The organism is Carboxydocella sporoproducens DSM 16521 (assembly GCF_900167165.1).
Taxonomy (GTDB): Bacteria; Bacillota.
The window spans coordinates 54,023-66,219 of the sequence record NZ_FUXM01000006.1; the positions used below are offsets into that span (position 1 = coordinate 54,023).

Below are 12,197 nucleotides of genomic sequence, written 5' to 3' on the forward strand. Positions count from 1 at the left end.
TTCAATGTACCTTTTTTTCAGCAAAATTGAAACAGCCGGGCGGCCAATGGTCAAAATCAGCAGTTAAAGGTCATGATAAATCGGTTTCGCAGAGGGGACAGCGGTCATCCCACTCAGACCAGCACTGGTTGCACATAATCAAACCACAATCACACAGTTTTACATCCAGAGCTGTCTTTTTCTCCTGGCAGGCTCGGCAGAAATAGACGGCCGTAACCGAAGTTACAATCGCCCCCCGCCGCACCTCCTTTAACTCCATTTTCTGCACCAGGCGCAATTGGGGCTTTTCCGGGCCAGGCAGCACTTCCGGCATCCCTTCGGGATAGCGAATTTTATCCACCGCCATCTTCCATTCCTCCTTTCCGCCGCTCCTGCTTTCGGCTGCTTTTGACTATTATCCTAGCAAGAGCAATGCCCGCTGCGGGCCTTATCGGCGAAAAGAAGTTTTTCGTCCCTCAATGGTTATTCAGGCAGTTTAATTGTTATGCGGCCTCTTCCCAGTGTCCCAGCATCTGTTGCATACTGTCTTATCCCGCCAGCAGCAAGGCACATACTTCAGGCACCTTCTCCCAGTAGTTTACAGCCTTATTTAGTTTGGCGGCGTATTTCTCCTGGTTCCAGCCTTCTTTGCGGTAAAAATAGCGATTGGCCAGGCGCCAGAATTTCTGGGGAAAAGTGAGAAAAGCAGCGATCACCGTCTTTTCCTCAGCTGACAGGGGGCGTATCTCCTCATAAGCGGCCAGAATGGCTTCTGCCTTTTCCCTCTGCCAGCCCTGGCGCTTCATAGCCCGTTGCAACAACCGGGCCACATCGGCTGCTGGTAAGTCCTGGCGACAATAATCGAAATCGATTAAATAAGCATGCCCATCCGGATGAATGATGAAATTACGGGCCGCCACATCCCGATGGATAAAAGCCTGAGCTCTTTCAGCTTCACTAGCCACCACCTGGTACTGGCTGCTGTTGAGTACTTCCAGAGCCTGCCTGGCCAGTTGCAAACCCCGGGGCAAAGCCTGCAAAAATCCCCGTTCAAAGGAATTGAGTTTTCCCTTCATGGCCAGCAGTTTTTGAAAAGCCTGCAACTCCTCAATCCTTTCCTCATATTTTTCCGGCCAGGCCCAGTACATGGTTTTGGGCCGGCTGCCCGGCGGTGGTGTCAGCCCATGAGCCACCTGATGCAAAGCCGCCAGGGTCCGGGCTGCCTGCAAGCAATCCTGCCGGCGGCGAAAATCACAGCCCCTACCTTGAACCCAGCCCGTGGCCAGCCAGCTCTCTCCCCCCTCCTGCCAGATTGCTTCGCCCTGCCCTGTCAGTACCAGGGGAGCAAACCAGGGAAACTGCTTTTGTTTTAAATACTGAAGGGCAGCTGTAATAAACGCCAGTCGTTCCGGACTGGTAGTAGGTCGTTTTAAAGCAAATTCCCCTTGCCGGGCCCGCACTTTCCAGACTGTATCATTGATTCGTCGAAACCTGGCTTTTTCCCAACCGTAAGCCTCTGCTATTCTTTTCATAAAAAAATTCCCCCTTTGGCACAGTTTATGCCCGGGGGAAGAAAGGAGTTATTTTTTCTTTTTTCTTTTTGCTTTCGCCTTTTTCTTCTTTTTCGCCTGTTCAGCCAGTTTTTTCTGGGCCTCGGCCTTGAGCCGTTCCTGCTCGGCCAGGTATATCCGCCAGTCTGGCAGTTTCCCCTGCAGAATAGCTCCCGTCGGCGTGAGAGGTACCTTGAGGGCCAGGACCTGGCCCTCAAGGTCTGCCCCATAGACTACATCCCCCATTGCTGCCGGTGCCGCCAGCATAAAGGCATCCCCTGTCTTGTACTGCCAGCTGAGGCGGCCATTCTGAGCATCGATCCCAATTAAGCCACCATAGAAGGTGTTCCAGACCAGCTGACCACCCACCAGAACGGGTCGGGTATCATAGATGGTCTTGCCGCTATTAAATTGCCATAATTCCTTGCCGGTCAGAGGATGATAAGCATACAAGCGGCCACTGACAGCATTAACAAATACCGCCTGTCCCTGTACCAGCGGTGCACCATAGCCTCCTGCCAGTTTGGCCTTCCAGGCCAGTTTGCCGTCCAGCTGGTCCAGAGCAAAGAGGGAATAGCCGCCCTGGCGTTTGTCCGCAGGGGCAACGGCATAGACCAGCCCATACCCTACCGCCATCGGTGCGGTAGCCGGAGCATAATAAAATCCGCTGTTGATCAGGGTCTTCCAGAGAAGCTTGCCGCTATCGGCCGCCAGGGCATATACGTAACCATCGTTACTACCTACAAAAAGACGGTTACCAGCCAGCACCGGCTGGGCCCGTAGACCCCCGCCGGTTTTATAGTTCCAGACAATCCCACCATTTTCAGGAGCCAGTGCCACTACCTGCCCGGTAGCCAGGGCACAGATCAGGTACTTGCCGCTCCATATCGGTGTAGCCAGGGAACCCGCCGGTAACTTAACCTGCCAGAGCACCTGGCCTTCGTCATTAACAGCGGCAGCCCAGCCATCCACTGCCACAGCCATGGCTCCCTCAGGGAAAAGCACTGCTCTTCCCACCAGAGCCTCCCCTTCCGGGCTCACCTGGTATGACCAGAGACGGTTACCGGTGAAGCGGTCCAGAGCCGTCAGTTGCCCATCACTGGAAGTAACCAGCAGTTGTTTGTTCCAGGGCAGTGGAGCAGACTGGACACTGCCCTTTACTTCAGCCTGCCAGAGCAGAGCCGGTTGACCGGTAACCTGGAAGGTTTGATTGAGATGGTAGACCTGGCCGCCGGAAAAAACCAGGCGAACTGTAGCCAGATGCTGACCAGGGGTAGTAATCTGCCAGTTCAGCTGCCAGCTGCCATCAGGCCGGGGAGCGAGTTTCTGCCAGTTGCCAGACCGGTCTACCCGGGCTTCAATACGCTCAGGACGTTCTTCCCCGGATAAGCGCAGGCTGATTCCCGTAGCCGCAGCCTGCACTTCCGCTCCTTGCAGGTTAACAGTTTCGCGAGCTGAAACTTCCGCCAGCTTTTTCAGCCAGGGGAAACCGATCTGCTTATGCCAGAGGGTCAATTTCCCCTCTTTGATTTGAACCAGGGCATAGCCACCATCCACAATGGCTTTCACCATAAAAAAGGGACGACCATTGCGGTTCCACTGCAGGTGGCTGTGGCCATGTCCGGCAAAATAGGCCAGAACATTATAGCCTTGCAGTATTCCCAGTACCTGATCCTCATTATCGATAAAGCGGTTACTAAAAGCCAGCGGATGATGGCTGAAAACCAGCACCGGCGTACCAGGAGCCAGCCGGGCCAGGTCAGCTTGCAACCAGCTGAGCTGGGGTCCATCGATATGGCCATGGGTAGCACCAGGGATAGCTGAATCCAGGATAATAAAATGGTAGCCCTTATAATCAAAGGAATAATAGCTTTTGCCTCCCTGCCCGAACAGCCGGGCCCAAACGGGTTTGGTTTGATCACTCCAGCGGCTGTCATGGTTGCCCAGGGCGTTGTACAAAGGCACCTTTAGAGGGCTGACCGCCTGGCGATAAGCATTGATTTCCCAGGCCAGTCCTTTTTCCGTCATATCACCCATGTGAATGACAAAATCCAGGGCCACAGGATTCTGGTTGAGTTCAGTTACTGCCAGCCTGGTTCGGGCCAGGCCTGTACTAAAACCCACATGGGAATCGGTAATTACAGCAAAGGTTAAGTCCGCAGCCGGATCCAGGTAGCCCTGGTAGACTGCCGCAGCCACAGTTTCGGAAGCCCGGGCCAGCCCAGGCCAGCACCAGGCCAGAACCAGGCTCAAGAGGAATATTAACTTTCGCATAACTCCAGTCCCCTTTAAAAACAAATTTAATGTAAATAAAGTTTTATTCTATCTATCTCTTTTTCTAAAAGAAATCGGCGAAAGGCTGTACTTTCCTGTAAAGCTGCCAGCAAACCCGCTTCCAGTTTACGGTCTCCCGGCCCTTTCCCGGGTCCTTTTTGCAGAATCAGCTCTTCCTCTTCTACTTCTAATATTTGCAGAAAATGACGGGCCTGTAATACCTGCAGACCAAGAAAAACAGTTTCCACCGTTTCCCCCAGCCTGGCTGCCGCCTCTTCCAGGTTAATCCGCCCCAGAAAGGGAGGCAAAAGGGCCAGGTTATGTTTCAAGAGTGCCAGCAAATTCTGGAGGAAATCATCAGCCCTGCCCAAATCTGCTCTGCCAAAAGCCAGTACCAGCCGCCGGGCCCCGGTCAAGGCCAGCATTTCCCGCAGCTGGCGTTCCGATGGCGGTGGTTTCAACAAAACCAGGGTTTCTGCCCTGACTGGCGGAGTATACCCTTCACCCCACTGATAATACCAGCTCTCCTGCCAGAGCGGCAGTTGCCGCCCTTCCTCCCTCCAGTTGCGCCAGTCCTCAATAACCAGATTGAGGGCTGGCTGTGGTCCCGGCAGGGTGCGAGCCAGAAAATCCAGGCAAATCAGCTGCGTACTTTCCCTCTGCCAGACTGGCTGCACCAGCAAATCCCCCCGGGTTCCCGGCACAATTTGTTCTGCCCGTTCCGCCGCCAGCCACCAGTTCAACGTTTGTCCTATTCCCTGCTGTCTGATGGTAAGCTTCAAATGGCGTTGAGCCAGGACCTGGGTCGAAACTATCTCCACCCCTTCCAGTAAAAATACAGGAGGGGGATTGCCTGGTCCAAAAGGCTTCAATTCCTGCCATTCCCGGGCCAGTTCCGGGCTTAACTCGGTCAGATTGAAAGGTAGATCATACAGCAGGGTTGTAGTGGTCGGCAGATTTTGCTGCTGTTGCACCAAAACCGATTTGAGAGTGGTGGTAAAAGCTTCCCAGTTCAGGCGAGGCAGGGAAAATCCGGCTGCTTCCGCATGACCGCCATATTTCTGCAAATGAACTTCAGCCTGTTGCAAAGCCTCCCGGCAATGGTAACCTGCCGGTGCCCGGGCAGAACCGGTCAGGGTTTCCCCATCTTCCTTCAATCCTGCCAGCAATACCGGCACCCGATATTTTTCGCAGAGGCGCCCGGCCACTATTCCCAGTACGCCATGATGCCAGTGCGGCTGCCAGAGCAGAATGGGTTCACCCGGTTGCCAGCCCCTCAGGCGCAATAATTCTTCCGCTTCCTGCCCCATTTCATCCCCGATGGCTTTGCGTTGCCGGTTCAGCAATTCCAGCCTGCGGGCAATTTCATCTAACCTGGTTTCATCACGGCCAATCAACAATTCTACCGCCAGGCGAGCATGGTCCAACCGCCCGGCGGCATTGAGCCTGGGTGCCAGTTGAAAAGCTATCAGCTCTTCATCAATCTCCTCCTGCCGGTAACGGGCCAGCAGCAGGCCCAAACCGGGATAAACCTGATCGGATTGCAACAGCTGTAAACCCCGTTTCACCAGTGTACGGTTATCCCCCAGCAAAGGTACCACATCAGCGACCAACCCCAGGGCTACCAGCTGTTCCAGTTCTCTTTCCTGACCCGCTCTCCCGGCCAGCTGATAGAGCTGACGCACCAGATAATAGGCTACACCGACACCGGAAAGCCAGGCAGCCGGATGGGCGGGTTGATCCAGCAGGTGAGGATTGATCACCGCCTCTGCCGCCGGCAGCCGTTCCGGTGGCAGGTGGTGATCAGTAATCACCACCTTGAGCCCTAGCTCTCTGGCTCGCCGTACTTCTTCTTCATTGCTCACTCCGCAGTCACAGGTGAGCACCAGCTGGATCCCGGCAGCCGCTGCCTGTTCCAGCCGCTCCTTATTTAATCCATATCCTTCCTCAAACCGGTCAGGTACGTGGTACTCCACCTTTGCCCCCAGAGCTTGCAGGGCCCGGTACAGAACAGCGGTAGCAGTGACTCCATCCACATCATAGTCCCCATAGACCAGGATAGGTTGCCCCATTTCGATGGCCTGCCAGACCAGGCTGGCGCCGGTTTCCAGCTGGGGTAAATCCAGCGGAGAGCTCAACTCCGCTTCTGGCGGCAATTCAGTCCAGCCCCGCTGCCAGAGGAGCTGGGCCAGATAAGGTTTGCTGCCTGCCAGTTCCTGCAGTTCAACCGGCATCGGCCGGAGGTTACGCAACTGAAATCTGACCTCTCTCACCAGCTTTCCCCCTCAACCAGTTGCCAGCTTAAATCCTCCAGCCCCAGTTCCCTGGCTGGATCCAGCTCTTCAGTAATCTGACCCTGACAGAGAGGGCGGTATTCACAACTGCGACAAACCTCCTCCACGCCTACAGGCGGATAATCGGCAGCAGCAATTGTTGCCTGGATTTCCGCCAGCACCTGACTTAAACGTTCTTCTGCCTCGGCCAGAAACTTTTCCTTTCCCGGTATGACTACCCGCTGGGCCGGATAGCGGGGATTCCAGTAGACCAGGCTAACCTCGGCATCAGGGGGCAAACCCAGATAGTTGCGACCACAGCGAGCGGCTACCAGCAGGTAGAGGCGGGTTTGCCAGCGTTCTGTCAGCAGTTTCTCTTGCAGAGGAGCAGCCTGAGTCTTCCAGTCATAAATTAGCAGGCGGCCATCGGGAATTTGCACCAGCAAATCATATTTAACCAGCAAAGAACCCCAGGGACTTTGCCAGCGCAATTCCTGTTCGGGATAATAGCTGTACCCGTCCTGGCGGGACCAGGTTGCTGCCAGGGCAGCCAGCCACTGGTTCAGGTTGCTTTCCCCCACCGGCGGTACCTGTCCGGTCAGGTAATATTGCTGGGCCAGGCGATGGAAAGTTAACCCCCGTTCCAGCTCCCGCAGGCTTTCTTCATTTTTTCCCCATACCGTGGGCCAGTAGAGAGCATCCACATAGCGATAGCGAAAACGGCGCCGGCAGGTGAGAAAGGTTTCCAGGGCTGCCTGACTGAAGGTCAGCTGCTGAAATAACTGTTTCTTATTTCTATTCATATATTTTCCCTCCTGCCACCCGTACGAAGTTTGCCATCTCTTTCCAGAAAGTCGGAGCTTCTGAATCTCTCGGTTTTCCATTTTTATCCTGATACTCCCGCGCCCTGGTAATGATCAGACGTTTTTTGGCCCTGGTTATGGCTACGTAAAATAAGCGCAGTTTTTCTCTAATCTCCTCCAGTTTGGCCTCTTCAAGGGGATTACCGGTAATTGCCATTCCCTGCAGCTGTTTCAAATAGGCTTTTGCTTCTGCATTCAGATTGATAATTCTGCCAGGAAGTTTATATTCACTGCGACTGTAATGATGCAGTTTCCCCGTATAGGGATAGGCATTGGTAGCGATGACAAAGACAATATCCCATTCCAGCCCTTTGGCTTTATGACAGGTACAAATAGTTACACTCTTTTCATCAATGCTATCCATCATTTCTTCTACTTTGAGGGCAAATTTCTTGAGGGCAGGCTCGAGAACAGGCAAATTGCTGGCTATTTCTTTTAAACGCCACTCCGGGTAAAGCTGTAACTGGTAGCGGATGTTGCCCGCCAGGTTATGGGCGAGGGCCAGTTCCTCCTTTTTCAGCTCCAGGTCCTCGGCCAGATAGAGCACCAGCTGGTCAGGTACCAGGCGCAGGGAAGCCTCCAGCCAGTCCCGCACCTGTCTTAACCCCTGCTGCAGCACCGTATAGGCCTCCTGGCTCTGCAGGGCATCCAGCAATTCCAGGGTCTGTTGCTGCCCGGGTGGATAAAGCAATTCTTCCGGCCGGTAACCCTGTAAAAAGGTTAACAGGGTCTCCCTGTCCCCGGGTTCCAGTTCCAGGGCGAAAAAGTCCTGCCAGAGCTCGATCCAGGCTTTCAAGTCATCGGGAGAACCCAGATATTTTAGCCCCCGCACCAGGCCATACATGGCCCGTTTTAAATCACTGCCCAGATCTTCTCCCACAATCCGGGCCGCAATCCCCTCCTGGGCCAGCGTCTCGGCCATTTTGGCCCCGATTTCCCGGGTGGGCACTAGAACAGCGATACTCTCACCGGGATAAGTCTTCTGAGCCAGGGCGATATATCTGGTCACCCCCTGGTATTCTTCCTCCCCATTCCGGTAGGTACACATGACTACCGGAAAACCGCCCACTACCGGATTGGGCCTGCTGTCCCCCGCCGGAGCCAGTTGAATAAACTGGGCCTCCAGGGCATTGCGACAGGCCGCAACCGGGTATTCCTCTGTTACCCAGCGCACCAGCCAGTTGGCGGTATCAATCACCTGCTGGCAGCTGCGACTGGCATAAAGCAGATCGACTTTCTGAACCAGGGGGTCACGGCAGTAGGCCCGGTACAGTTCCGGCTCCGCTGCAGTGAAGGTGCCCATAATGGCCTGGTTGGAATCTCCTACCCGAACCAGATTGCCATGGGAAGAGGACAGTAAACGCAGGATTTCTTCCTGCAAAGGGTTGGAATCCTGGGCTTCGTCCTCGAAGATGTACGTCCATTTTTGACTGAGCCGCTGGCGAAGCTGCTGATCCAGGCGCAACAAATCCCGGGCCTTGAGGATCATGTCATCAAAATCAATCCCCCCTTCCCGGCTGAGCTGGCGCTGGTAAACCAGATAGACTTCCAGCAACCAGCCCAGGGGGTTATCCGGTGGCAACGTCCCGATCCAGTCTGCTGCCTGCGGTTCCTGCACTCCTCGTCCTTTCAAGGTCGAAATGCCGGCCAGGAGAAAATCGGCGACTTGCTCACGCCATTTCTCCAGTTGCCGGAGGTCAGGCTGATTACCCAGGGGGCCTTCCCAGCGCTGCCGCTGTTTGCGCATCCAGTCATTGATAATCCCTTTAAGGATATGTTTCCTCTGCTCCTCGTCTATAATATTGAAATCTTTATTAACCAGAACTACCTCGGTTTTTTCCTGCAAGATCTGCACTGCCAGGGAATGAAGGGTCCTGACCTCGAATTTGCGCTTGCCTTCGATGCCCTTTTCGGCCAGAATCCTGCTGATTCTCTGCCGGAAGTTGCTAACAGCGGAATTCATCGCCGTCACGATCAGGATTTTGCCCTGGCCAACGGCCCCGGTGGCGATCAGATCTGCCGCCAGATGGGCCAGGACATGAGTTTTTCCCGCTCCTGGCACCGCCGGAACCGCCAGCCGTCCTCCCCGGTAGGCCATGACCAGATCCTGGCCCGGCCGCCAGTTAATTGCCATCAGCACCACCCCCTGTCTGAGCCAAACTGAGGACAAAGTCCAGGAAGGGCCCTTCCTGCTCTATCCCCTGGGAGTTGTAAATACTAATTCCCAGATAAAGATGGTGGCAGCGGCTGAACAGGGCCCAGGCCATCCGGTTGGCCTGTTCTTTGCGCCAGTTCTGGTCAGTATCGTCCTGCCAGATATCCTCTGCTTCCCGATCCCTGGCCAGCAGCCAGGAGTTGACCAGCTCCTTGGCCGGTCCCTGCCACCAGGCAGGCGCAGTCACATCCAGCAAAAAGACATGCTCAGCTGTGAACCCCCGGTCCAGAAAGGAGCTGACGGTACCCAGCAAAAGCCCCTGGCCTCTCTCCACCCAGGGCGCCACTTCCAGAACTTCCTGGGCCAGGGTCCCTTTGAGAATCATCTGAATAAAGGCCTGGTCGGGCTGGGTTTCATCCCCATAGGCCTGGGCCAGGGCCCGGGGTAAGCGCAGGGCAGCCGCCAGCAACCGCCGCACACTCAGCAGATCCTCCTCCTGTAAAGGCAGAGGAGCCAGAATCTCACCAAAGGCCCGTTGCAGGAAATGGGCAATGGTCCCCGGCTCCTGCCGATAGGAACGCAACCACTCCTGCAATCTCTCCCATCTCTCGCTGAGAGCAAAACCGAGACGGCGCCGCAGCTGGTCCTGATCCAGATCCAGCTCTTCCACCCCGTTTCTGACCAGCTCCCGGGCCAGTAAACGGGCCCGCAGGGGGTCACATTGAAGAATCAGGGCCAGGGAGTGGGCCAGATCATCCTCGGCAACGGCCAAATGCCAGCGGGGATGGGCCAGAACCGCCAGGGTGAGCAGGGCCCGGACCAGAGGCTGGTCCAGTAACCGCCAGCCAGTGGCAAACTTGCGTACCGGTATGCCCTGGCGCTGGGCCCAGTTCTCGATGGCCGTTTCCAGAATGGCATCTGACACCGGAAGAAGCAGGGCTATCTGATCCCATTCTACCCCTCGAGCCCGCAGCTCCAGGATCCGGGCGGCAATCAATTCCAGCAGCTCAGGCCGCCAGCTGGCCTCTATTTCCTGGATTTGCGGGAGGGTTGGCCTCCCACCTATTTGCCGGCAATTCGCCCCTGCCATTTCCTGCAGGCGGGCCCAGGCCAGCTCCGGCGCCCCTCCCCGGATACGCCCCAAACCGCCTTCCGGGTTGATGGTAACCAGCCATTGCTCTGCTTTCAACAGCAATTGCAGCACCAGATCCAGAGCAGTGGGCACCAGTTCTTCGGCATCATCTATGATCAAACCCCGATAACGTCGCAATAGTTCCTGCCGATAGTTCGGCTCAGGGAGCAGATAGCGGTGATATAGTTCCACCGCCAGGGAATAGTCGATCATCCCGCCCGCCAGACACTGCTGGCGAAATTCCTGCCCTACCGCCAGGGCGGCTTTCAGTTCCTCCTGCCGGTCTACTGCTGCCGGCCAGCCTGTCAGCAAACGTTGCAAGGCCTCCTCTTCCTCCAGGCCATTAACAGCAATGAGATTCAGTAAATCCAGCACCTGTACTGCTAGCTGAGCAGTGGTAGCCACGACTTTCAGCAGTTTACCCTGGGCCTTGGCTCTGTCCACCAGTCTGGTAACCAGATAGTGGGCAGTTTCTGCGGAAAGAAAAAGGGGATCATCCCCTTTTAACGCTGGCTGCCTGGCTTTTAACTGCCACCAGTAAAGGGCAATTTCCCGCTGGATAAAACCAAAATAAGTATAGATTTCCAGATTACCCGCCTGAGGCAAAATCAATTGCTGTCGCCACCAGCTCACCCGCCGGGCGGAAGCCAGCAAAACCAGAATCCGCTCAGTGAGCATGCCTTCCTCCAGCCACTGGCGGTAAACCCGTAAGCACTCTGCTGTCTTACCGGCGCCATAAGGTCCTGATAATAGCTCTTTCAACCTGTTCTCCCCTTTAATGCAAACTTATGTTCTATACTATTCGTCCTTTAAACTGGAAATCCTGCCGGTTATGGAAAAATTTTTAGTCAAGGAAACGGCGAACCGCCTTGCCATTGAGATAATCGCATTTTTTTCCCTGCCAGGTATCCAGGGCCTCCAGTCTCTCTTCGATCATCTGCTTGATTTTCCACCAGCTGGTATTCCAGTTGCAGAAATACATTTCGCCCTGGGGCCCCTTGCCTACGAGGCGCTGGATTACCGTCTCCGGCCGCAAATATTCGAGGAAAGCCACAACCCGATCCACATACTCCGGCAAAGAGATCAGGTTTATTTCCCCTCGTTCAAAGCGGCGCCCCAGCTCTGTTCCTTTCACTATATAGAGGGAATGGAGTTTGACATAGTCGATCTCCAGCGCGGAGAGAATTTTGGCATTTTCAATGACATCCACCAGGTCATCTCCAGGCAGATTGAGAATAATGTGGGTGCAAACCTCAAATCCCCGCCGTTTGAGCCTCCAGACGGCATCGATGTACTCCGCCAGGGTATGACCCCGGTTAATCTCCCACAGAGTGTGATAATTGACGGTTTGCAAGCCCAGTTCCACATTGATATTCAGCCCCTGCTCCTGCCACTGGCTCAGGACATCCAGATAGGCTTCATTGATACAGTCCGGGCGGGTGGATATAGAAAGGCCTACTATATCCGGCTGGGTGGCTGCAGCCTCCATGTAATTGCAAAACAGTTCCAATGGTAAATAGGTATTGGTAAATGCCTGAAAATAGACGATAAACTTATGGGCATTAAAACGGCGGCGGAAAAATGCCTGGTTGGTTTTGATCTGATCTTCCACCGCCAGGGAACTGGGCAGGCATTCAAACCCCGCCCCGGCTTCATCGCAAAAAATACAGCCACCTCGCCCGACCGTACCATCCCGATTGGGACAGGTTCCTGGTAAGTTGACCGGCAGTTTGTATACTTTTTCTCCGAATTTGGCCTGTAGATGCCGGGAGTAATTGCGATAGCGTTCCATCCTGTTTACCTTCCTTGTCTCAGTTCTTGCTAATATTATAGCAGATAATCAGCCGTTCGCACGTCTATGACAGCTGTTGAACTGTTTTTTCTACCATTTAGCCGGATTTTTTCCGACAACAGCAGGAAGAAAAACAAGAAAGGAGAAATAGATATTCTATAGATATACAGATAGGGGGT

Annotated in this window: 8 protein-coding genes; all 8 read right to left on the reverse strand. The window is 54.7% G+C overall.

Annotated elements, in window-relative coordinates; all coding sequences use genetic code 11:
- Nucleotides 1–70: 70 nt before the first annotated feature.
- Entirely contained in the window at nt 71–346 is a 276-nt protein-coding gene (locus B5D20_RS03920; RefSeq protein WP_078664921.1) for a hypothetical protein, read from the reverse strand.
- Nucleotides 347–527: 181 nt separating this feature from the next.
- A complete protein-coding gene (locus B5D20_RS03925; RefSeq protein WP_078664922.1) occupies nt 528–1,511 on the reverse strand; it encodes a CotS family spore coat protein in 984 nt (327 codons plus the stop codon).
- A gap of 48 nt (nt 1,512–1,559) precedes the next feature.
- Nucleotides 1,560–3,803, reverse strand: a complete 2,244-nt coding sequence (locus B5D20_RS03930) for an outer membrane protein assembly factor BamB family protein (protein WP_078664923.1) — start codon at nt 3,801–3,803, stop codon at nt 1,560–1,562.
- A 26-nt stretch (nt 3,804–3,829) separates the two neighbouring features.
- Nucleotides 3,830–6,076, reverse strand: coding sequence for a single-stranded-DNA-specific exonuclease RecJ (gene recJ / locus B5D20_RS03935; protein ID WP_078664924.1), 2,247 nt, complete (start codon nt 6,074–6,076; stop codon nt 3,830–3,832).
- The gene (locus B5D20_RS03940) at nt 6,073–6,879 is read right to left on the reverse strand and encodes a PD-(D/E)XK nuclease family protein (protein WP_159071900.1); all 807 of its coding nucleotides are present in this window, start codon (nt 6,877–6,879) and stop codon (nt 6,073–6,075) included. Before B5D20_RS03940 ends, recJ begins: the two co-directional genes overlap by 4 nt.
- Nucleotides 6,872–9,073 carry an ATP-dependent helicase gene (locus B5D20_RS03945; RefSeq protein ID WP_078664926.1) on the reverse strand — a complete coding sequence of 734 codons (2,202 nt, stop codon included), beginning with the start codon at nt 9,071–9,073 and terminating at the stop codon, nt 6,872–6,874. The genes B5D20_RS03940 and B5D20_RS03945 overlap by 8 nt, the downstream gene beginning before the upstream one ends.
- Nucleotides 9,063–10,988, reverse strand: coding sequence for a hypothetical protein (locus B5D20_RS03950; RefSeq protein ID WP_078664927.1), 1,926 nt, complete (start codon nt 10,986–10,988; stop codon nt 9,063–9,065). The genes B5D20_RS03945 and B5D20_RS03950 overlap by 11 nt, the downstream gene beginning before the upstream one ends.
- Nucleotides 10,989–11,070: 82 nt before the next feature.
- On the reverse strand, nt 11,071–12,018 hold the full coding sequence (mnmL, locus tag B5D20_RS03955; protein ID WP_078664928.1) for a tRNA modification radical SAM protein MnmL/YtqA: 948 nt from the start codon (nt 12,016–12,018) through the stop codon (nt 11,071–11,073).
- Nucleotides 12,019–12,197: the final 179 nt, after the last annotated feature.

Coding starts and splice junctions, on each gene's coding strand:
- B5D20_RS03940 (WP_159071900.1), bottom strand. CDS start 6,879: ATGAATAGAAATAAGAAACAGTTATTTCAGCAGCTGACCTTCAGTCAG.
- B5D20_RS03945 (WP_078664926.1), bottom strand. CDS start 9,073: ATGGCAATTAACTGGCGGCCGGGCCAGGATCTGGTCATGGCCTACCGG.
- mnmL (WP_078664928.1), bottom strand. CDS start 12,018: ATGGAACGCTATCGCAATTACTCCCGGCATCTACAGGCCAAATTCGGA.
- B5D20_RS03920 (WP_078664921.1), bottom strand. CDS start 346: ATGGCGGTGGATAAAATTCGCTATCCCGAAGGGATGCCGGAAGTGCTG.
- B5D20_RS03925 (WP_078664922.1), bottom strand. CDS start 1,511: ATGAAAAGAATAGCAGAGGCTTACGGTTGGGAAAAAGCCAGGTTTCGA.
- B5D20_RS03930 (WP_078664923.1), bottom strand. CDS start 3,803: ATGCGAAAGTTAATATTCCTCTTGAGCCTGGTTCTGGCCTGGTGCTGG.